The 20,259-nt window shown below is 62.9% G+C and carries 17 protein-coding genes; 11 read left to right on the top strand and 6 right to left on the bottom strand.

All coding sequences use genetic code 11. The features are described 5' to 3' along the window. Both O7A61_RS18730 and O7A61_RS18735 read right to left on the bottom strand, forming a co-directional pair. Window positions 1-1,020, bottom strand: a 1,020-nt coding sequence (locus tag O7A61_RS18730) for an ROK family transcriptional regulator (RefSeq protein WP_337131072.1), incomplete at its 3' end; no start/stop codon positions are given. A 274-nt stretch (window positions 1,021-1,294) separates the two neighbouring features. Then, window positions 1,295-2,599 (bottom strand): M23 family metallopeptidase, encoded by a 1,305-nt coding sequence (locus tag O7A61_RS18735; protein WP_337131073.1) that lies wholly within the window; start codon window positions 2,597-2,599, stop codon window positions 1,295-1,297. Window positions 2,600-2,902: 303 nt separating this feature from the next. Between O7A61_RS18735 and O7A61_RS18740 the strand changes: the two genes are divergently transcribed. After that, on the top strand, window positions 2,903-3,904 hold the full coding sequence (locus O7A61_RS18740) for a sterol desaturase family protein (RefSeq protein ID WP_027143647.1): 1,002 nt from the start codon (window positions 2,903-2,905) through the stop codon (window positions 3,902-3,904). Next, window positions 3,901-5,037, top strand: a complete 1,137-nt coding sequence (locus O7A61_RS18745) for a GNAT family N-acetyltransferase (RefSeq protein ID WP_337131074.1) — start codon at window positions 3,901-3,903, stop codon at window positions 5,035-5,037. Before O7A61_RS18740 ends, O7A61_RS18745 begins: the two co-directional genes overlap by 4 nt. 41 nt (window positions 5,038-5,078) lie before the next feature. Here O7A61_RS18745 and O7A61_RS18750 read toward each other — a convergent pair whose 3' ends face one another. After that, a complete protein-coding gene (locus tag O7A61_RS18750; protein ID WP_140506416.1) occupies window positions 5,079-5,546 on the bottom strand; it encodes a peroxiredoxin in 468 nt (155 codons plus the stop codon). A gap of 95 nt (window positions 5,547-5,641) precedes the next feature. Between O7A61_RS18750 and O7A61_RS18755 the strand changes: the two genes are divergently transcribed. After that, a complete protein-coding gene (locus O7A61_RS18755; RefSeq protein WP_337131075.1) occupies window positions 5,642-9,022 on the top strand; it encodes a hypothetical protein in 3,381 nt (1,126 codons plus the stop codon). A gap of 7 nt (window positions 9,023-9,029) precedes the next feature. Here O7A61_RS18755 and tyrS read toward each other — a convergent pair whose 3' ends face one another. Further along, a complete protein-coding gene (gene tyrS, locus O7A61_RS18760) occupies window positions 9,030-10,283 on the bottom strand; it encodes a tyrosine--tRNA ligase (RefSeq protein ID WP_337131076.1) in 1,254 nt (417 codons plus the stop codon). 58 nt (window positions 10,284-10,341) lie between these two features. Continuing rightward, window positions 10,342-10,479 carry a hypothetical protein gene (locus tag O7A61_RS18765; RefSeq protein ID WP_337131077.1) on the bottom strand — a complete coding sequence of 46 codons (138 nt, stop codon included), beginning with the start codon at window positions 10,477-10,479 and terminating at the stop codon, window positions 10,342-10,344. Window positions 10,480-10,663: 184 nt separating this feature from the next. Between O7A61_RS18765 and O7A61_RS18770 the strand changes: the two genes are divergently transcribed. The 4 genes from O7A61_RS18770 to O7A61_RS18785 are packed head-to-tail and all read left to right on the top strand — an operon-like array spanning window position 10,664 to window position 14,258. Further along, complete coding sequence (locus O7A61_RS18770) at window positions 10,664-11,398, top strand: glycosyltransferase family 2 protein (protein WP_337131078.1); 735 nt, start codon at window positions 10,664-10,666, stop codon at window positions 11,396-11,398. Next, complete coding sequence (locus tag O7A61_RS18775) at window positions 11,391-11,723, top strand: lipid-A-disaccharide synthase N-terminal domain-containing protein (protein ID WP_010909058.1); 333 nt, start codon at window positions 11,391-11,393, stop codon at window positions 11,721-11,723. The genes O7A61_RS18770 and O7A61_RS18775 overlap by 8 nt, the downstream gene beginning before the upstream one ends. A 38-nt stretch (window positions 11,724-11,761) precedes the next feature. Beyond that, entirely contained in the window at window positions 11,762-13,411 is a 1,650-nt protein-coding gene (locus O7A61_RS18780; RefSeq protein WP_337131079.1) for an ArnT family glycosyltransferase, read from the top strand. Between the two features lie 25 nt (window positions 13,412-13,436). Beyond that, on the top strand, window positions 13,437-14,258 hold the full coding sequence (locus O7A61_RS18785; RefSeq protein ID WP_027143653.1) for a phosphatase PAP2 family protein: 822 nt from the start codon (window positions 13,437-13,439) through the stop codon (window positions 14,256-14,258). A 91-nt stretch (window positions 14,259-14,349) separates the two neighbouring features. Here the strand turns inward: O7A61_RS18785 and O7A61_RS18790 are convergent, their stop codons facing one another. Then, complete coding sequence (locus tag O7A61_RS18790) at window positions 14,350-15,024, bottom strand: alpha/beta hydrolase (RefSeq protein ID WP_027028091.1); 675 nt, start codon at window positions 15,022-15,024, stop codon at window positions 14,350-14,352. Window positions 15,025-15,278: 254 nt separating this feature from the next. Here O7A61_RS18790 and O7A61_RS18795 point away from each other — a divergent pair, with 254 nt between their 5' ends. The 4 genes from O7A61_RS18795 to sufD all read left to right on the top strand — a co-directional run bounded on the left by O7A61_RS18795 (window position 15,279) and on the right by sufD (window position 20,257). Next, entirely contained in the window at window positions 15,279-16,439 is a 1,161-nt protein-coding gene (locus O7A61_RS18795) for a cysteine desulfurase family protein (protein ID WP_337131080.1), read from the top strand. Between the two features lie 206 nt (window positions 16,440-16,645). Next, a complete protein-coding gene (gene sufB / locus O7A61_RS18800; RefSeq protein ID WP_337131081.1) occupies window positions 16,646-18,163 on the top strand; it encodes a Fe-S cluster assembly protein SufB in 1,518 nt (505 codons plus the stop codon). Window positions 18,164-18,193: 30 nt separating this feature from the next. Further along, window positions 18,194-18,949, top strand: coding sequence for a Fe-S cluster assembly ATPase SufC (sufC, locus tag O7A61_RS18805; protein WP_027143656.1), 756 nt, complete (start codon window positions 18,194-18,196; stop codon window positions 18,947-18,949). A 39-nt stretch (window positions 18,950-18,988) separates the two neighbouring features. Further along, the gene (sufD, locus tag O7A61_RS18810) at window positions 18,989-20,257 is read left to right on the top strand and encodes a Fe-S cluster assembly protein SufD (protein ID WP_337131082.1); all 1,269 of its coding nucleotides are present in this window, start codon (window positions 18,989-18,991) and stop codon (window positions 20,255-20,257) included. Window positions 20,258-20,259: the final 2 nt, after the last annotated feature.

The following is a 20,259-nucleotide window of genomic DNA, read 5'->3' on the forward strand; positions in this document are numbered from 1 at the left end:
GACGACGCGCGGCGTCTTGCGGTCCGCGCGGGCCGAAACCGAATTGTGCAGCGGTTCGGCCGCGTCTGCCAGGCGTTCGAGCAACTCCGATGCCGCCAGGCCGCCGAGCACGACCGTCTCTGGGTCGAAGAGGTTTTCGATGATGGCGATGGTGTTGCGGAAGATCGGGCCGACCTGCGCCACCCAATCGGCGTCATTGCCGGCCCGGCGGCCCCGCGCTTCGAGCGAGAGGTAGCGCTCGAGGCAGCCTCGGTTGCCGCAGGGGCAAAGCTCGCCTTCGGGGACCACGGGAATATGGCCGATCTCGCCCGCATTGCCCCAGGCGCCGCGCAGAACGCTGCCGTCATGCATCATGGCGCCACCAAGCCCAACGCCGAAATAGAGATAATAATAGTCGGAATGGCGGGCACCGATGCCATAGAGCCGCTCGCCCATCGCGGCGGCGGCCATGTCGCTCTCGAAGAACGCCGGCAATCCCGTCGCGGCCGTCAGCCGCTCACGCAGCGCCACATGCTTCCAGCCGGTCATCGTGGTCGGGCCGACAAAGCTCATGGAGTCCACGTCGAACGGGCCGGGAAGCGCCATGCCGATGCCGATGACGCGGCCGCCGGGCCGCTTGCCCGTCAGGCCGCGGACCATGGCGCCAATCTGTTCGAACGCATGATCGGGCGCCGCGTTGGGCGCTTCGCGACGTGTACTCTCGATGACGTCGCCGCTGAGATTGATCAGTGCGGCGTCTATTCCAAGCGGCGTCAGATGGATGCCGACGGCATAGCCGCCTTCCGGGTTGATGCGCAGCGTCGCCGGTGGCAGTCCACGGCCCTTCGGCTCTTCGCGCACGGACAGGATGTAGCCCTGTTCCTCCAGTTCGCGAACGATGGTCGACACGGTCTGGACGGTGAGCCCGACATGCCTGGCGATGTCGCCACGGGCGATCGGGCCATGACGGCGGATAGACTCAAGTACGATGCGCCGGTTGTACGGCCGCCCGAACTCCTGATTGGTCCCCCGCAATGCCATGCCTTGCGCCCCTGCTTGACGTGAGGTTCGCATCAAATATTTATTCAGTCAAATGGAATTCAAAAATAATCGGGACGCGGACCGAGTTGCCGACCCCAATTGGGTCTCACCTTCGGTGTGGATTAGGGATGAGACTAAGAAGCGACCGCTTGCGGTCCTGCCGTTGGCGGATGGCCGTCAGCGATTTGACGACGTGCGGAAAACTGCCTGGCGAGGGAGAGGCGCGCCCCGGCCGGCGGCTCCGGATTCAGCCCGCAGGCGAGCGGTTGCCCTGCTAAAGATATTGCGCTACTTTCCTGCCGACGGTCAGGAAGCGCAGCGGATCGATCGCCTCGCCATTGTGCCGCACTTCATAATGCAGATGCGGGCCGGTCGAGCGGCCGCTGCTGCCGGTCTTGCCGATGATGGCGCCGGCGTCCAGTTTCTCGCCGACGGTCACGTCGATTTCGCTCAGATGCCCGTAACGGGTGGCAAAGCCATTGCCGTGATCGACTTCCACCATGCGGCCATAGCCGCCGTTCCAGCCGGCCTTGGTCACGATGCCGGGTGCGGTGACCTTGGCGGCCATGCCGATGGGCGCCCTGAAGTCCATTCCCGAATGCAGCGCGGCCGTGCCGAGAAGGGGATCGGTACGCACGCCGAACGGACTGGTGACGGAGTGGCCAGGGGCGGGATTGGCGAGCGGCAGCCGGCGCGCTTCCTTTTTCAGCTGATCGAGCGTGTCCAGCGCCTCGTCCAGTTCCTTGACCTTGCTGTCGAAGATCATCGAGGAGTCGAGCGGGATCAACGGTCCGCCGACATCGCTTTCGTTCTTGCCGAAATCGCTGTCGACCGGCAGTCCGGCCGCCTGCAGCGCCTGCTGGATGGCATCTGCGCTTTTGTAGGCATTGTCCGCGAGCGTGCTGATGCGGCTGAGCTGATCATTCTCGATGGATTTCAGCGACTGGTTGATCGAAACGAACAGCTTGTCGGCACGATCGGCGGATGAATCGCTGGGCAGCGGATCGGCGCGGGTCGACCACAAGGAGAAGGGCCTTGTGTCGGCGCTGCCGAGGTCGGCGCCCAGGCCGGCGACCGCGTAGGTCTGCGCGGGCTGGTTGATGCTGCCGGTCACCTCGGCGGGCTTGTCCGGCTTGGCGGTCGCGGCCGGATCTTCCGCGGGCACCGTTCCAACGTCATTCTCGGCACGTTCGAACAGCGGGCCGAGACGGCCATGCCGCTGGCTGAGCTGTCTCTGGCGCTGAAGCAGTTCGCTGACCTTGGTTTCCATCAATTGCTGGTCGAGCAGCTGCCTGCTGGTGATGCGGTCTACCTGGGCGCGAAGCGCCGAAATGCGGTCCTCGTAAGCCTGCTGCATCCGCGCCTGGCGCGCGGTGGTGGCGCCGATCAGGTCGTCGCGCAGCACAAGATAGGATGTGGCCAGGAGATAGCCGATGGCAATGGCGGCGAGTGCCGAACCTATGAATGCCGCGAGCCAGGGGCGGATCGTGAAGTGCCTGATCTCGTTGCCCCGGGCGATGATGACCGTATGGGGTTCCTTGCGCCTGCCGAAGACTGCGGACTGACCGGTTACGTTCACGGGACCAAGCTTTCGTTTACGACACCACGACAGCCTGATTACACATTATTAGGGTTAACAAAGGCTTGCCTTATCCGCTGCGTCGCGCCGAATGCACGCAGCGCGCGCAAGAGGTTGCATGAAAACCGCCGGGGTGCGGCCGCCATGTCGCGAAATCGTCGGTGATGAGCACCAATGCTCCGCCAGCAGTGGCCTGTCGCCCGCAGAGCAAGGCTTAGGTTTCTTAACTGTCTTCGATTGCATTTAATTGACGTTTTTCGAGTAAAGGCGTGCTGGTACTTCGGATTCACCGTGGCGGTAGGGATGCTGAACGATCTGATTGGCAAGATCCTCGACAAGATTTCGGCCACCAGTCTGCTGGCGACCGGGCTTTTGCTGCTGACTGCCCTTGTCAGCGCGCTCGTGGCCTATTGGCGCACGGTCGAGGAGAAAAGCTGGAAGGAGTTCTTCGAGTTCGTCATCCCGCATGAGGTCATCACCCATCCCTCGGCGAAGGCCGACCTGCTGTTCTGGGTGACGAAGAAGGCCCTGATGCCTTTCCTGATGCTCCCCGCCGGAATCGTTTTCGTCACGGCGGTGGGCTACGGAACCAACTGGCTGTTTTCGACACTGTTCCAGTTTCAGCCGCCTCTGATCGAGGGGCCGGCAGGGCCGGTAACGGTGCTGATCTTCACCGTCAGCATGCTGCTGGCCTACGACATCTCCTATTATCTCTATCACGTCGCCCAGCATCGCTACCCGCTGCTTTGGGAACTGCACAAGGTGCATCACTCGGCCGAGGTGATGGTCGGGATCACCAAAGACAGGGTCCATCCGCTGGACGAGTTGATGAACCGAGCCTGGGACGGCCTCATCGTGGGGCTGTGCTTCGGCATCTGGTCGCTGATTTCGCTGAACCTTGTCGAACTGACCGTCTTTGGCGTCAACGTCTATGTCATGCGTAACATACTGATGATGGATTTCGTCAGGCACACGCATTTCAAGATCTCGTTCGGCCCGCTCAACAATTTGATCCTGTGTCCGCATTGGCACCAGTTGCATCACAGCGTCGATCCGCGCCACTACGACAAGAATTTCGGGCTGCTCTTCTCGTTCTGGGATCGGCTCTTCGGAACATTGTGTGTGCCGAGGCCCGACGAGGACTTCAAGTTCGGGCTGGTCGACCGCGATGTGCGTGACTACCAGTCGCTCGCCGGGCTCTACGTCATGCCGTTGAAGCGGATGTGGGGGCATATCGCCAGGCGCATGCGGCCAGGAAAGCCACGGCCAAGAACCGCGCGGTCATCGGAAGGAACACGGCCATGAACGCTCCCGTTGTGCTCGCGATCCCGCGGACACGCACCTTCGAAGTCGTGACATCGGCGGTGCGCCTGGCCGAGATCGCACCGGCTTGGAGTGCGCTCTGGCAGCGGGCTGGCGGGCTTGTCTTCCAGCATCCGAACTGGATTGCGGCCTGGTGGCGCACCACCCCGCATCAGGAGCGGCGCACGCTCAGGATCGGGCTTGCCTGGAACGGTGACCGGCTCGATGGCGTGATAGCGCTCGCGACCTTCAAGCGCTCCGGCATCCGCATGCTCGAATGGGCGGCGAAGGATCACAGTGACTATGGCGACGCGCTGGTTGCACCCGACAGCGACCCGCGAGCGATCTCCGGCCTTTGGCAGTATGTTTTTGACCAGGGCGGCTTCGACCTGATCTATCTCAACCGTCTGCTGCCGGATGCCGGTGTTCATGCCTTGTTGGGACCGGCCCATGGCAAGGCGCTTCGGCGCAACCACCGCACTGAAATCAGCTATCGTGTTGCGGGTCCCTGGCAACGTGGGGCGGAATGGTTCGAGACGTTGTCCAAGAAGGGCCGGCAGAACTATCGTCGTGGCCGCAAGTCCATGGAAGAGAGCGGTGCATTGCGTTTCCGGCTCCTGGATGCGGAGGACCCGCGCGAGCCGGTGCTCGAGCGGGTCGCGACGTTGAAGCGCCTCTGGCTCGCCCGGCATGGTCGCGCCTCGGATCTATTCGATAAGGGCTCGCCAGTTCTCTCCGCGCTTATTTCGGTGCTGGCCGACCTCGGGCTGTTGCGCATCTTCGTGCTGGAGCTTGACGACACGATCGTCGCCGTCTCGATCAATTTCGAGCAGCACGGCACGATGATGGCTTTCGTCACCACCTACGATCCCGAATATGAGCGCGGCTCGCCGGGTATGGTACTGATGATGGATTATATCCAGTGGTCGTTCGACCGCGGCCTTGCCACAATTGATTTTCTCTGCGGCGGCGAGGATTTCAAGCGGCGCTTCGCCACGCAATCAGTCACGCTGTCATCGATGATGGGCGCGCGCGGCCTGCGTGGTCATCTCGCCGCGCTGGCCGATCATGTGAGCCATGTTTCGAAATCCTGGAGGACTGGGCGGCAGCCGAAGGCCGAGGCACCTGACGAGTAGCGACCATAATTGTCGATTGCTTTGGTGGGCTTCGGCGACGCTCAAAGCTCGCGAACAGCTTCCAGCACGGCCTCGGCATGGCCCTTGACCCGGACCTTGCGCCAAATCCTGGCGATCCGCCCGTCACGGCCGATCAGGAACGTCGCCCGCTCGACGCCCATGTATTTGCGGCCATACATCGATTTCTCGACCCATAGATGGTAGGCCTCGATCACCTTGCGCTCCTCGTCGGCGGCAAGATCGATGGTAAGATCGTATTTCGACTTGAACTTGTCGTGTTTCTTGGCGCTGTCGGGCGACAGGCCAATGACGACGGCGCCGGCCTTCTCGAATTCCGGCTTCAGCTGTGAGAAGCTGATCGCCTCTTGCGTGCAGCTTGTCGTGTCGTCCTGCGGATAGAAATAGAGCACGACCGGCTTGCCGGCGGATGCGGCCAGGCTGAGCGATCCGCCGCCGTCCCGCGGCAGATCGAATTGCGGCGCGGGATCGCCTACTTCCAGGTCAGCCATATCGATGCCCTTGTTTAAGGTTACGCGCGAAGCCACACCGATATAGTGTCGAGCGGGGATTCGTCCACGAGCGAGTTTGTACAACGGAAGATTGCGTGGATCAGGACCAACCGCAGCACGAGAAGATCCGGTTCAGGCGGGACGAAATCACCGACCTGGGAGCCTTGCCGTCCGCGTGCCGCGTCCCGCCTCTCGGCCAGGCGGCGATCGGCCGCGGCTTTCGCATCCTTTCGCGCGTGTTTGCCGGCGTGGTCGCATTCATGCTGCTGGCCGCGGTCGCCATCTATCTCATCGGCCTTTCCGGCATCGGTTCGGACAGGCTGCGCGTCGAGGCGGAGAGCGCCATAGAGAGGCTGGCGGGCGTCGACGTCAATGTCGCGGTCGGGCCAGCCCGCATCACGCTCGACAGTTCGAGCTTCGTCGCCCTCCAGGTGAGCGATGTCAGCCTGAAGACATCAGACGGCAAACCGATGGCGGATGCCGGTCGTGTGCGCTTTGGCGTGCGTCTCGTGCCGCTGCTATGGGGTGAGGTGCGGTTGACCAGCGCCAGGATCTCCGATGCCCGCATCGTCATGGCGGCGATGCCGTCCGGCGGCGACTGGACCGCGGCGCTGCGCAACGAGAACGGCCTCGTCGATCCGGAAAAACTGTCGGACGCGGTGTTCGGCAACATCCATCGCGCCCTCGACGCCGTGCGGGAGGATTCGATGCGCCGCATCGATCTCAGCAATGTCGAGTTCGTGCTGCCCGACGCCGGATCGATCAAACTGCTCAAGATCGCCGACGCCACCGTCGTTCAGTCGGGGCCGGGCGGCATGGAGTTTACCTCCGAGGCGGATGTCGACGGCAGGACTGTCACCGTTGCCGCCTCCGCCACCCGCGATATCGCCGAGCATCGGGTGATAAGCCTGGATGTCAGCATCAATCTGGCGGATGCCGGTGACACTGCTGCCGGCTCCGGCAAGCTTGGTGCCGTCGCGTTGAAGCTGACAGGATCGGAAGGCTCAGGTGCCACCGCATCACGCTTGATGGCCGCCCTTTCGTCCACCGGGTCGGTGCTGGATCTTGGCACGCGCGGGCTGCTGCCGGCGGATACCGATGTCAATGCGACGCTGGTCCACGGCTCCAACAAGATCCAGGTGGACAGGTTGCTGCTGAAAACCGGCCGGTCTTCATTCGATTTCGGCGGCTCGATCGGGCCAAAACCGGCAACCGGGGTGGCGGGCGAGGAACCCTCCTACCGTTACGACCTGACCAGCGACGGTTCGACCTTGGCGCCATCGGAATCGCCTGAGCCCGCGTTGATCTTCCTGGCGCGGATCGCCGGCGTCTACCAGCCGCAAAGCCGTAAACTGGTGGCCGAGCAGATCGCGGTTCGGTCCGCCGGTTCCGGCGAGGTGCTTGGCACCGCGGCGATGCAATTCGTCGACGGCAAGGCTCCTGGGATCAATCTGGCGCTCAACATCCATGACATGCCGGTCTCGCATGTCAAACAGCTGTGGCCGTGGTTTTCGGCGCGCAATGCGCGGCTCTGGTGTCTGGACAACCTGTTCGGCGGCCGTGTGGTCGACGCCAATCTCCAGTTCCAGGTGGTGCCGGACCGCCTCGGCAATGGCGTGCCGCTTTCAGCCGACGAGGTCTTTGGCCGCTTCCAGATCGAGGGGGCGCGTTTCGACACGGCCGGCCGCATTCCGCCGATACGCGATGCGGTGGGCGTCGTCGGATTCCACGGCAACGACGTCGACATTTCGTTGTCGTCGGGCACCGTCTTCATGCCCAGTGGCCGCGTGGTGGCGGCCAGCAACGGGACATTGGCCGTCAAGGCAGCCAATCGCCCCCCTGTCATCGGCGCTCTCGATATCGACGTTGCCGGCGATGCGTCTGCCGTCGCCGAACTTGCATCCTACGAACCGATCAATGCCATGCGCCATGTCGGCATTCTGCCGGAGGACCTTTCCGGCGGCGTCACCGGCCATGTCAAGGCGGACATTCCGCTGCAGTCGGGCGTCGACACCGCGAAGCTCGATTGGCTGGTGTCGCTCGACTACACCGGCCTGTCCTTGGCCAAGCCGTTCGAGGGACAGGCCGTGACCGATGCCGATGGCTCGATCACCGTCGACCCGCAAAAGGCTGTCATTTCGGCCAAGGCATCGCTGAACGGCATTCCGGCCGAACTCGATCTCGTCGAGCCGCTGGCGGATGACGGGCCGGCGCGCAGCCGCAAGGTAGCCCTAGTACTCGACGACAAGATCCGCGCCGCCGCCATGCCCGGCCTGACGCCGCTGCTTGCCGGAACGGTGAAGGTCGCGATCGACAAGAGCGGCAGCGGCAACCAGAATGTGTCGGCCGACCTCACCAATGCCAGGTTGGACATTCCCTGGGCCGGCTGGAGCAAGGGGGCGGGGGTTCCCGCCAGCGCCACATTCGTCATGACCAAGTCCGGCGACACCACGACGCTGTCCGACTTCGAGCTCGACGGCAAGACGTTCTCCGTCGACGGCAGCATCGTGCTGGTCAACGGCGCCTTGTCTTCGGCCAAGTTCGGCAAGGTCACCTTGAACAGGGGCGACGACGTGGCGGTTTCGGTGAAGCGATCGGGCAAGGGCTATGCGGTCGACATCACTGGCAACGCGCTCGACGCTCGTTCGCTCATCAAGCAGTTCACGTCCGATGTGGACACCGCAACCAAGACGACGGGAACAGACAACATTTCCGTCAGCGCCGATGTCGATCAGCTGACCGGCTTCCACGATGAGCAACTGTCCAACCTGAAGCTCGATTACAGTGCGGCTGGTTCAAGGGTCAACGGACTGAAGGTCAGCGCGACGGCGAGTTCCGGCGCAGCCATCGCCATCAGCAACACCACCGGCGGCGGCAGGCGCTCGCTCAACGTGCAGTCGGCGGACGCCGGCGCGATCCTGCGGTTCCTCAACATCTATGAGCACATGGAAGGTGGGTCGATCGCGCTGGCGCTGACGGGGGCCAGCGACGGACCGATGAAGGGCAAGGTCGACACCAGCAATTTCTTCGTCGTCAACGAACCCAAGCTCGCCTCCATCGTCTCGACCACGCCGGCCGGCGACAGCCGCAGCCTCAACCAGGCGGTGAAGGGCAAGCTCGACACGTCGCGGGTGAAATTCGAACGTGGTTACGCCGAGATCGACAAGGGCAGCGGCTATCTGAAGCTGACCAATGGCGTGCTGCGTGGCCCGCGCATCGGCACGACGTTCCAGGGCATCCTCTACGACCAGAACAACAATATGGACATGACCGGCACCTTCATGCCGGTCTACGGCCTCAACCGCATTTTCGGCGAACTGCCCATCGTCGGCGCGCTTCTGGGCAATGGTCGCGACCGCGGCCTGATCGGCGTCACCTTCCGGCTCAGGGGCAATGCCAACAAGCCGGTGCTCGACGTCAACCCGCTGTCGGTGATCGCGCCGGGGATATTCAGGTCGATCTTTGAATACCGGTGAGGGGTACTCAGGCCGGTCGCACCAAGATGTGTTTTTTCTTGCCCAATGAAAGCTTTACGACGTTTTCCGGACTCAAATCCTCAAGCGTGACCATTCGACGATCGTCGCTTACCGGCTGGTCGTTCAGGCGCACGGCGCCACCCTGGATGTGCCGCCGTGCCTCGCCATTGGATGAAGCCAACCCCGCGCTGACCAACAGCGACAGGATGCCGACGCCGGTTTCGAGCGCGGCCTTGTCCGTCTCGACGGTCGGCAATGTGTCGGCGAGCGCGCCTTCCTCGAAGGTCTTGCGCGCCGTCTCGCTGGCCTGTTCGGCGGCCGCGCGGCCATGCAGATGAGCGGTGATCTCGGTAGCGAGGATCTTCTTTGCCTCGTTGATCTCGGAACCGCCCAGCCGCTCGAGCCGTGCAACCTCTTCCAAAGGCAGCGTGGTGTAGAGTTTCAGGAACCGGGCAACGTCGGCGTCCTCGGTATTGCGCCAGTACTGCCAGAACTCGTAGGGGCTCAACATCTCCGGATCGAGCCAGACCGCGCCCGATGCCGACTTGCCCATCTTGGCGCCGGACGAGGTGGTGAGCAGCGGCGTGGTCAGTGCGTAGAGTTGCGCATCCTCCATGCGGCGGCCGAGATCGATGCCGTTGATGATGTTGCCCCATTGGTCGGAGCCGCCCATCTGCAGGCGGCAGCCGAGGCGCTTGTAGAGTTCGACGAAATCATAGGCCTGCAGGATCATGTAGTTGAATTCGAGGAACGACAGCGATTGCTCGCGATCGAGCCGCAACTTGACGGAATCGAACGCAAGCATGCGGTTGACGGAAAAGTGCCGCCCGACATCGCGCAGGAAATTGACGTAGTTGATCTCCATCAGCCAGTCGGCATTGTTGATCATGACCGCGTCGTTCGGACCGCCGCCGAATTTGAGGTAGGGCATGAAGTTGCGGCGGATACCGGCGAGATTGGCGTCGATATCCGCAGGCGTCAAAAGCTTGCGCGCCTCGTCCTTGAAGGAGGGGTCGCCGATCATCGACGTGCCACCGCCCATCAGCGCGATCGGCCGGTGGCCGGTCTGCTGCAGCCAATGCAGCATCATGATCTGGATCAGCGAGCCGGCATGCAGGCTCTTGGCCGTGGCGTCGAAGCCGATATAGGCCGTCACCGTTTCCTTGGCGAAAAGAGTGTCGAGACCGGCATCATCCGAGGTCTGGTGGATGAAACCGCGCTCGCTCATCGTGCGCAGGAAATCGGATTTGAAGGCAGGCATGTTTTCTTTCCCGAAGCGTACGCCACGGTCCGTGGCGGGCATATGTGAACGCGCGCGTTTAGCACCCAAGCGCGATCAGCAAAAGTGGATTCCGGTTTTGCGCCGGATCGCGCGCCAACCAAGAGTTGGCGATCAGCAAAAGTGGATTCCGGTTTTGCGCCGGATCGCGCGCCAACCAAGAGTTGGCGATCAGCAAAAGTGGATTCCGGTTTTGCGGCCGCGCGGATGGTGCCAGCGGCGGTCCGGCCGCAATGCTTGCTTCATCGTTTCGGCTGGCGTAATGAGGCGCCGCGCCACAAGGTTCTAACAGTCCACGACCTCAAGCGGCACCGCACGGCATCCATAAAATGCCATATCCGACGACAGAGCCCCGACGCGACATGCCGGACGCATTGATATCCATTGTCATTCCTTGCAGGAACGAGGCGGCAAACCTGCCACTGCTGATCGACGAGATCGAGGCGGCGATGGCCGGCCGCGACTTCGAGTTGATCATCGTCAATGACGGCTCGACCGACGAGACGGCTGCCGTGCTCGCCGAACAGGCGGCGCGACGCCCGTTTCCGCTACGCGAGTTGCGGCATCGGAAGTCCGCCGGCCAGAGCCTTTCGGTGCGTTCGGGCGCCTGGGCGGCACGCGGCGGCATCGTCGTGACCATCGACGGCGACGGTCAGAATGATCCGCAGTACATTCCGGTGCTGGTCGATGCGCTGCGCCAAGCCGGGCCCGATTTCGGCGCCGCGCAAGGGCAGCGCCTCAAGCGCCGCGACAGCAAGGTCAAACAATTGGCGTCGCGTTTCGCCAACTGGCTGCGAAACGCCATCCTGCATGACGAGACGCGCGACACCGGCTGTGGCCTGAAGGCGGTTCATACCGATATCCTGCGCAAACTGCCGTTCTTCGACGGCACCCATCGCTTCGTCCCGGCCCTGGTCATCCAGGAGGGGTATCGCGTCGTCCATTGTGACGTCGTCGACCGCTCGCGCCGGCACGGCAAATCGAATTACGGCATTTTCGATCGCGGCCTGCAGGGTGTGCTCGATCTCTGCGGTGTCTGGTGGTTGCGCCGCAGGCGCCGCAGAATGCCAAAAATAGAGGAAATCAAGCGTGTTTAATGTGCTTCAGGAACTGGGAACCTGGCTTCATCAGGTTTTCATCAAGCAGTTCGATGCGTGGATCCTGCTCGGCTTCGTCGCCCAGTTCTTCTTCACCATGCGCTTCGTCGTGCAGTGGCTGGCCTCGGAAAAGGCCAAGCGCAGCGTCGTGCCGGTGGCCTTCTGGTTCTTCTCCCTGTTCGGCGGCGGCCTGCTTCTGATCTATGCCATCCAGCGCCAGGATCCGGTGTTCATCGCCGGGCAGGCCATGGGCATGTTCATCTATATCAGAAATCTCTGGCTGATCGCCAATGAGCGCAAGGCGGCGATGACCAAGGTCGATTGAGCAACCGCCCAAAAAGAAATGATCGGAGAGACGCAAAAATGGCGTTGAACAGGAACTACATCTTCCTCTTCCTGTTCAGCCTGGTGATGACGGCTTCAGGCTTGGCATCCATGCCGCCGGTCGACCGCGACGAGCCCCGCTTCGTCCAGGCCTCCAAGCAGATGGTCGAGAGCGGCGACTATGTCGACATCCGCCTCCAGGAGACCTCGCGCTACCAGAAGCCGATCGGCATCTACTGGCTGCAATCGGCGGCCGTGGCGCTGAGCGGGCAGGGGGCCGAGGCACCGATCTGGGTCTATCGCACCGTTTCGGCACTTGGCATTGCCCTTGCCGTGCTGGCGATCGCCTGGACAGGGACCAATCTTTTCGGTGCCAATGCCGGCATCGCGGCCGGCCTGGTGATGGCCGCGATCTTCGCCACCGCTTTCGAGGGCCGCGACGCCAAGACCGATGCGATGCTGCTGGCCTGCTGCGTTGCGGCGCAAGGCGCGCTGGCGCAGATTTATCTCGCATCGCGCCGCAAGGAAGCGGTCGCCGGCCATCTCTGGTGGATCTTCTGGATCGCACAAGGGGCCGCGATCCTGATCAAGGGGCCGATCGCGCCGCTGCTGTCGGCGCTGACCATCGCCGTGCTGTTCGCCTTCGAGCGCGACGGGCGTTGGCTGTCGAAGCTCAGGGTTGGGCGCGGCCTGCTACTCGTCTTGGTGATTGCTCTGCCCTGGCTCGCCGCGATCACCTGGAAGAGCCACGGTGCTTTCCTGCAGCAGGCCGTCGGCAAGGACATGCTCGGCAAGGTCGCGTCGGGCGCGGAATCGCACGGCCTGCCGCCCGGCTTCTACATGCTGACCTATTCGCTGTTCATGTGGCCGTTCGGCCTGATCGCGGTAGGCGCTGGCCTGCAGGCCCTCAACCGCATGCGCGGCGATGTCAGGCTGCGCTTCTGCCTCGCCTGGTACATTCCGTTCTGGCTCGTTTTCGAACTCATTCCCACCAAGCTGCCGCATTATGTCCTGCCCGCCTATCCCGGCATGGCGCTGCTGATCGGCTGGCTGCTGACATTGCAGCCGCAGGACGCCAATGCGCCGCTCAGGCGCTGGCAGCAATGGTTGTGGTGGTCGACCGCATTCGGTCTTGTCGTGGTCAGCCTGGGCCTGGCGGCGGTCTGCATCGCAGCGCCGATCTACCTTACCCACACTTTCTCCTGGTGGAGCATTCCGGCGGCCGCGGCCGCACTCGGCGCGGGCTATTTCGCGTGTTCGCGGCAGTTGCAGGTGCCGCTGCCCCGCATCGGCGCCACCGCCGCCTGTGCGGGCATCGCCTACGCCTTGCTGTTCGGCGTCATCGCCCCGTCCCTGAAGCCGATCTGGCTGAGCCCGGCAATCAGGGACGCGGTGCGCGCCAACAAACCTTGCGACACGACCGTGCTGGCCTCGGCGCGTTATCAGGAGCCGAGCCTGGTGTTCTTGGTCGGCACGAAAACGGTGCTGACCGATGTCGGGGGCGTGGCGGAACATCTGCTCGGCGATCCCGCTTGCTCCTTGGGCCTGGTGCCGATCGGCGACGAGCAGAAATTGAATGGCATGCTGTCCGTGCAAGGCAAGTCGGCGAACCGCCTCGCCGAAGTCGACGGCCTCAACTATTCGTCGGGAGACAAACTGTCGCTCGGTCTCTACCGTATAGCGCAATGACTTCGATGATGGGGTCGAGTTCCCAATGCTCGTGAAACCGCGCCCTCCAGTTTACGGTTCGCTCCTCGGGATAGGACGCCGGTCCCTCGGCAATTTTCGTGACACCCTGCAGATCGCCAGACGGCGCCTTGCCGTTCGCCCCGCTCGCAATCCCAACATCGCATGGTGGGCGTGGGGCCTGGTCTGGGTCTTTCTGACGGCCGCGGCCTTTGTCCGTCTCGATACGCCGGCAGGAGTAGCACATGGCCAGTGGTCGGCGGGCGCCGCCAGGCTTGCCGAGTTCTTCACGCAGTTCGGACTGGGCGGCTGGTATCTCGTCCCGTCCGCGCTGCTGCTTGTCGCGGCCAATCTGACGGATTGGCGAAGCCTTTCGCGGCGCGCGCTGATGCTGGTCTACAGTTGGACCTGCCTGGCTTTCCTGGTGCTGAGCGCCGTTGGCCTGTCCGGCCTGACGGTCAATGTCCTCAAATATGCCATTGGCAGGGCCCGCCCGCTCTATTTTCAGGATTTCGGTGTCCTTGCGCTGCACCCTTTTGCCTTCGATGCGCGCTTTGCCGGCTTTCCGTCCGGCCATGCCACGACGATGGGTGCCGTGTTCGGCATCCTGCTGCTTTTGTTTCCGCGGCGTTGGTACATCGCTTTGGTGGTCACGGCCTGCATCGCCTCGACCAGGGTCTTCGTCGGCGCGCACTATCCGAGCGACACCGTTGCCGGCTTCGGCCTCGGCTGCGCCTTCGCGCTGGCGTGCGGACTGGTCTTTGCCAGGCTCGGCTTCATCTTCCGGCCGGCACCGTCAGGATTGCCGGTCCGCAAGCCATCGTTCCGGCTTATTGCCCCGGAAAAATAGGTCGCTACCGGACCGTCCGCACCGCGGCGGCCTCATGTGGAGGAGGCGGGCCTTGCCCGCCCGCGCCCGGGGATACGGATCGCCTGATGTCTTAACGCAGCCGCTTCGGCCTCGGATCGGACAATTCTCCCGCCAGCCGCCGATCGAGATAGTCGGCGCATTCCTCGATCAGCACATCGGCGTCGTTGGCGAAGAAATGGTTGGCGCCGGGCAGGGTCTTCTGCGTGATGGTGATGCCCTTTTGCGTGTGCAGCTTGTCGACCAGGCCTTGCACATCCTTCGGCGGTGCTACCTTGTCGGCATCGCCGTGGATGATCAGGCCCGAGGACGGGCAGGGCGCCAGGAAGGAGAAATCATAGGTGTTGGGCTGCGGCGCGATCGAGATGAAGCCCTCGATCTCGGGCCGGCGCATCAGGAGCTGCATGCCGATCCACGAACCGAAGGAATAGCCGGCCACCCAGCAGCTCTTGGAATCCGGATGCAGTGACTGCACCCAGTCGAGTGCGGCCGCCGCGTCCGACAACTCGCCGGTGCCGTGGTCGAACTCGCCCTGGCTGCGGCCGATGCCGCGGAAATTGAAGCGCAGCGTGGTGAAATCGCGCTTCTGGAACATGTAGAAGAGGTCATAGACGATCTTGTTGTTCATCGTACCGCCGAACTGCGGGTGCGGATGCAACACGATGGCAATCGGCGCGCTCTTTTCCTTCGAGGGCTGGTAGCGTCCCTCCAGGCGGCCGGCCGGACCGGTAAAAATGACCTCAGGCATGAAATACTCCACGTGACATATACAAATGCGCGGCGCCCGGAACTCTTGCTCTGGCCCCGCTTCCACAGACCTTGACGCAGGGCGAGCGTCTTCCTAGAAGCTAGTTTAGAATTGTTCAAAACTGGGTGGCCGAAACGCAATCGCCCGGTCGCACTCGCTGCAAGCCGCGTAAATAGGACGGCTTGCCTTGGAATTTCAAGGAAATAACGCCATACGTCGGCGGAATGGCTTTTGACGGGAAGAACTGGACGAAAATGGCCGCGAAACGCGCCTATCTCGACTATAATGCCAGCGCGCCGCTGCTTTCAGCGGCGCGCGAGGCCATGGTCGCGGCGTTTGACGCAGCCAACCCCTCGTCGGTCCATGCCGAGGGGCGCGCCGCGCGCAGGCTGGTTGACAATGCCAGGCGCGACGTGGCGGCATTGGTCAACGGCAAGGCCGAACATGTCGTCTTCACCTCGGGTGCGACCGAGGCCGCCTCGACACTGCTGACGCCGGACTGGCAGATGGGGCGCGGCGCCATTCGCATGAGCCGGCTCTACGTCTGCGAGGCCGACCATCCGTGCCTGCTGAATGGCGGACGCTTTCCGGCAAACCTGGTGACGCGGTTCGGTGTCGGCGCTGATGGCATCGTCAGTCTCGACGCCTTGACGGCAGCGCTCGGCGGTCACGACAAGGCCGATGGCTTGCCGTTGGTCGCGATCCACGCCGCCAACAACGAAACCGGCGTCATCCAGCCCATCGACCGCATCGCGGAGATCGTCAGGGCGGCGGGCGGCATTCTTGTCGTCGATGCCGTTCAGGCCGCGGGTCGCGTTTCCATCGATATGTCGGCCGGATACGCCGACTATGTGATTCTGTCCTCGCATAAGATCGGCGGCCCCAAGGGCGCCGGCGCCATCGTTGCCGCTGCCGACCTGATGATGCCGAGGCCGCTGATCAATGGCGGCGGTCAGGAAAAGGGCCACCGTGGCGGCACCGAGAACTTGCCCGGCATCGCCGGTTTTGGCGCCGCCGCGCGAGAAGCGCTGGCCGGGTTGGAGGCTATCGGCGCCGTGCGTCAGCGTCGCGATGAGCTCGAAACGTCAATCAAGAGGCTGGTGCCGGACGTGGAAATCTTCGGAGCCGGCGCTCCAAGGCTTGCCAACACGACATTCTTCGCTATTCCCGGCGTCAAAGCCGAAACCGCCCAGATCGCCTTCGACCTGGCGGGCGTGGCGCTTTCCGCCGGTTCCGCGTGCTCGTCGGGCAAGGTCGGGCCGAGCCATGTGCTGAAGGCCATGGGACACGGCGACAGCCTTGGTGCCTTGCGCGTATCGGTCGGTGCCGCGACCGCCGACGAGGATATCGAACTGTTCCGCACCGCGCTGGCAAGCATTGCCGCGCGTCGGGCGGGTAGAGAGAAGGCCGCGTAGCGGTTGGAGCATCGGACCGGGAAATCCGATGCTTGAGAAAAAGGATCAGGCTTCGGCCTGGTAGAGCCGTGCGTTTCATGCTGGCCGGTGAATTTCCGGTCGAGGCGCACTATATGAAACTTACGCTGCCGCGGACGCTGCTCATTCGGCGGTGCCATAGTTTGAAAACTGTCGGGCCTTGACCCCGGCGTGGATGGAGAACGCATATGCCTGCTGTGCAGGACACGATCGATCGGGTCCGAAAGATCGACGTCGACCAATACAAATACGGATTCCAGACCGAGATCGCTGTCGACAAGGCTCCCAAGGGCCTGAGCGAAGACATCATCCGCTTCATTTCGGCCAAGAAGGACGAGCCGTCCTGGATGCTGGAATGGCGCCTCGAAGCCTATCGCCGCTGGCTGACGCTCGAAGAGCCGACCTGGGCGCGCGTCAACTATCCCAAGATCGATTTCCAGGACATCTACTATTACGCGGCGCCCAAGAGCACGCCCGGACCGACTTCGCTCAGCGACGTCGATCCCGAGATCTTGAAAGTCTACGAGAAGCTCGGCATTCCGTTGAAGGAGCAGGAAATCCTCGCCGGCGTGCAGAAGGCCGACGCCTCGGAGCTTGAGGAAGTCAGCGACAATGTCTACAAATCGGGCCGCGTCGCAGTCGACGCGGTGTTCGATTCCGTGTCTGTCGTCACCACCTTCAAGAAGGAGCTGGCGCAGGCCGGCGTCATCTTCTGCTCGATCTCCGAAGCGATCCGCGAGCATCCAGAACTGGTCAAGAAATATCTCGGCTCGGTCGTGCCGACCTCCGACAATTTTTACGCCACGCTGAATTCGGCCGTGTTCACCGACGGCTCGTTCGTCTTCGTGCCCAAGGGCGTGCGCTGCCCAATGGAGCTGTCGACCTATTTCCGTATGAACGAGAAGAACACCGGCCAGTTCGAGCGCACGCTGATCATCGCCGAGGAGGGGGCCTACGTCTCCTATCTCGAGGGCTGCACGGCGCCGCAGCGCGACGAGAACCAGTTGCATGCCGCCGTGGTCGAACTGGTCGCGCTCGACGATGCCGAGATCAAATATTCGACGGTGCAGAACTGGTACCCCGGCGACGCCGAGGGCAAGGGCGGCATCTACAACTTCGTCACCAAGCGCGGCGACTGCCGTGGCCATCGTTCGAAGATCTCGTGGACGCAGGTCGAGACCGGCTCGGCGATCACCTGGAAATATCCGAGCTGCATCCTGCGCGGCGACGATTCCTCGGGCGAGTTCTATTCGATCGCCGTGTCGAACGGCTACCAGCAGGTTGATAGCGGCACCAAGATGATCCATCTCGGCAAGAACACGTCGAGCCGCATCATCTCCAAGGGCATAGCCGCCGGCTTCTCGCAGAACACCTATCGCGGCCAGGTTTCGGCGCACCGCAAGGCGACCAATGCCCGCAACTTCACCAATTGCGACTCACTGCTGATCGGCGACCAGTGCGGCGCGCACACCGTGCCTTACATGGAAGCCAAGAACTCGACGGCGCAGTTCGAGCACGAAGCGACGACGTCGAAAATATCAGAGGACCAGAAGTTCTACGTCATGCAGCGCGGCATCCCGGAAGAGGAAGCCATCGCGCTGATCGTCAACGGCTTCGTCAAGGATGTCATCCAGCAGCTGCCGATGGAGTTTGCCGTAGAGGCGCAGAAGCTGATCGGCATCTCGCTGGAAGGCTCGGTGGGCTGACCGGCCCGGACAAATATTCAGGAAACAAAAATGCTTGAGATCAAGAACCTGCACGCCCGCATCGTCGATGACGGCACTGAGATCATTCGGGGCTTGAACCTGACGGTGAAAGCCGGCGAGGTCGCCGCGATCATGGGACCGAACGGGTCGGGCAAATCGACGCTCTCCTACATCCTTGCCGGCCGCGAGGACTATGAGGTGACCGAGGGCGACATCCTCTACAACGGCCAGTCGATCCTCGAAATGGACCCGGCCGAGCGCGCCACTTCCGGCATCTTCCTCGCCTTCCAGTATCCGATGGAGATACCGGGCGTGGCGACCATGGAATTCCTCAAGGTGGCGATGAACGAGCAGCGCAAGGCGCGAGGCGAGGAACCGCTGAAGATCCCGGAATTCCTGAAGCGGGTGAAGGAAGCCGCCGCCTCGCTCAGCATGGACATGGCGATGCTGAAGCGGCCGCTCAATGTCGGCTTTTCCGGCGGCGAGAAGAAGCGCGCCGAGATCCTGCAGATGAAGCTGCTGGAGCCGAAACTGTGCGTGCTCGATGAGACCGATTCCGGCCTCGACATCGATGCGCTGAAGATTGTCTCCGATGGCGTCAACGCACTGCGCTCGCCGGACAGGGCGTTCCTGGTCATCACCCACTACCAGCGCCTGCTCGAACACATCGTGCCTGATAGCGTGCATGTGCTCTACAGGGGCCAGGTCATCAAGTCGGGCGACAAGTCGCTGGCGCTCGACCTCGAGGCCAACGGTTATGCCGGCGTCATCGGGCAAGCCGCGTAACATGCCAAGTCATTTTGTTCCAAAAGACAGGCGAGACTGATGAATATGCACACACAACCGCAGCGGACACCGGCCGAGACAGCGTTGATCGACGCCTTCGGCGAACGGCTGTCGCTTTTGCCGGGAGACGGCGCGGTGATGCTGAAGCGTGACGACGCCATCGAGGCGGTCAAGCACGGCCTGCCAACGCGGCGCATCGAATCCTGGCACTATACCGACCTGCGCCGGCTGTTGAGTGCGGTGCCGGACTTCGATCCGGCCGCCGCCGCCAAAGCCATCGCGCCAATCGTTGACGGTTCGACGGTTCTGACCCTGTTGAACGGGGTATCAAGCGCCAAGGCGCCGGTCGTCGACGGCGTCAGCGTCCAGCGTCTGTCCGAAAAGCTGACCGACGGCAGCATCGCGCCGGGGCTCGATCCCTATGGCAGCGACGATGCCATCGGCGCGCTGAACACGGCCTTCGTTGCCGACGGCTATTTTGTCGATATCGCCGATGGTGCCGAATTGGAAAAGCCGATCGAGCTGCAGAACCTGCAGGCCGGTGGCCAGACCCATGTGCGCCTGCCGGTGCGGGTTGGCACCGGCGCCAAGGCGGTCATCGTCGAGCGTCAGGCCGGCGAGGGCGCGGCGCTGACGAGCTCGGTCAGCCAGCTCGTGCTTGGCGAGGGCGCCGAGGTGACCTGGCTGATCGTCCAGGAGCAGCCGGATACGGCGACACATCTGGCGCAGTTCAAGGCCCATATCGGGAAGGATGCCAAACTGACGCTGTTCGTCATGAACGCCGGCGGCAGGCTGGTGCGCCAGGAAATCATGGTCAAGACGACGGGCGAAGGCGCCGACTTCAAGCTGCGCGGCATCAATCTTCTGGCCGGCGACACTCATACCGACGTCACCATGGTGCTCGACCATGCCATGCCGCATACGACATCGACCGAAGTCATCCGCAATGTGGTGACCGGCAAGGCGCGGGGCGTGTTCCAGGGCCGCATCAATGTCCATCAATATGCGCAGAAGACCAACGCCAAGATGGCCTGCAACACGCTGCTTTTGTCGGACGATGGCGAGTTCTCGACCAAGCCGGAGCTCGAGATCTTTGCCGACGACGTCGTCTGCGGCCATGGCGCGACGGTCACCGAGATCGACCACGACCATTTGTTCTACCTGATGGCGCGCGGCGTCGACGAAAAGAGCGCGCGGGGGTTGCTCGTCAAGGCGTTCGTCGCCGAGGTGATCGAGGAACTGGATGACGAAACGATCGTCGAGGCGCTGGAAGCGCGGCTCGATGAGTGGTTCGTGACGCACGGCTAAAT

Origin of the sequence: Mesorhizobium sp. Cs1321R2N1 (assembly GCF_037179725.1) — a bacterium.
GTDB classification, from domain to species: Bacteria; Pseudomonadota; Alphaproteobacteria; order Rhizobiales; family Rhizobiaceae; genus Mesorhizobium; species Mesorhizobium salmacidum.

What these genes read in the sequence shown, in the direction of transcription:
- sufD (WP_337131082.1), top strand. Translation starts at nt 18,989, where the DNA reads ATGAATATGCACACACAACCGCAGCGGACACCGGCCGAGACAGCGTTG.
- O7A61_RS18785 (WP_027143653.1), top strand. Translation starts at nt 13,437, where the DNA reads ATGCTCGTGAAACCGCGCCCTCCAGTTTACGGTTCGCTCCTCGGGATA.
- sufC (WP_027143656.1), top strand. Translation starts at nt 18,194, where the DNA reads ATGCTTGAGATCAAGAACCTGCACGCCCGCATCGTCGATGACGGCACT.
- O7A61_RS18750 (WP_140506416.1), bottom strand. Translation starts at nt 5,546, where the DNA reads ATGGCTGACCTGGAAGTAGGCGATCCCGCGCCGCAATTCGATCTGCCG.
- O7A61_RS18740 (WP_027143647.1), top strand. Translation starts at nt 2,903, where the DNA reads ATGCTGAACGATCTGATTGGCAAGATCCTCGACAAGATTTCGGCCACC.
- O7A61_RS18745 (WP_337131074.1), top strand. Translation starts at nt 3,901, where the DNA reads ATGAACGCTCCCGTTGTGCTCGCGATCCCGCGGACACGCACCTTCGAA.
- tyrS (WP_337131076.1), bottom strand. Translation starts at nt 10,283, where the DNA reads ATGCCTGCCTTCAAATCCGATTTCCTGCGCACGATGAGCGAGCGCGGT.
- O7A61_RS18795 (WP_337131080.1), top strand. Translation starts at nt 15,279, where the DNA reads ATGGCCGCGAAACGCGCCTATCTCGACTATAATGCCAGCGCGCCGCTG.
- sufB (WP_337131081.1), top strand. Translation starts at nt 16,646, where the DNA reads ATGCCTGCTGTGCAGGACACGATCGATCGGGTCCGAAAGATCGACGTC.
- O7A61_RS18780 (WP_337131079.1), top strand. Translation starts at nt 11,762, where the DNA reads ATGGCGTTGAACAGGAACTACATCTTCCTCTTCCTGTTCAGCCTGGTG.
- O7A61_RS18770 (WP_337131078.1), top strand. Translation starts at nt 10,664, where the DNA reads ATGCCGGACGCATTGATATCCATTGTCATTCCTTGCAGGAACGAGGCG.
- O7A61_RS18790 (WP_027028091.1), bottom strand. Translation starts at nt 15,024, where the DNA reads ATGCCTGAGGTCATTTTTACCGGTCCGGCCGGCCGCCTGGAGGGACGC.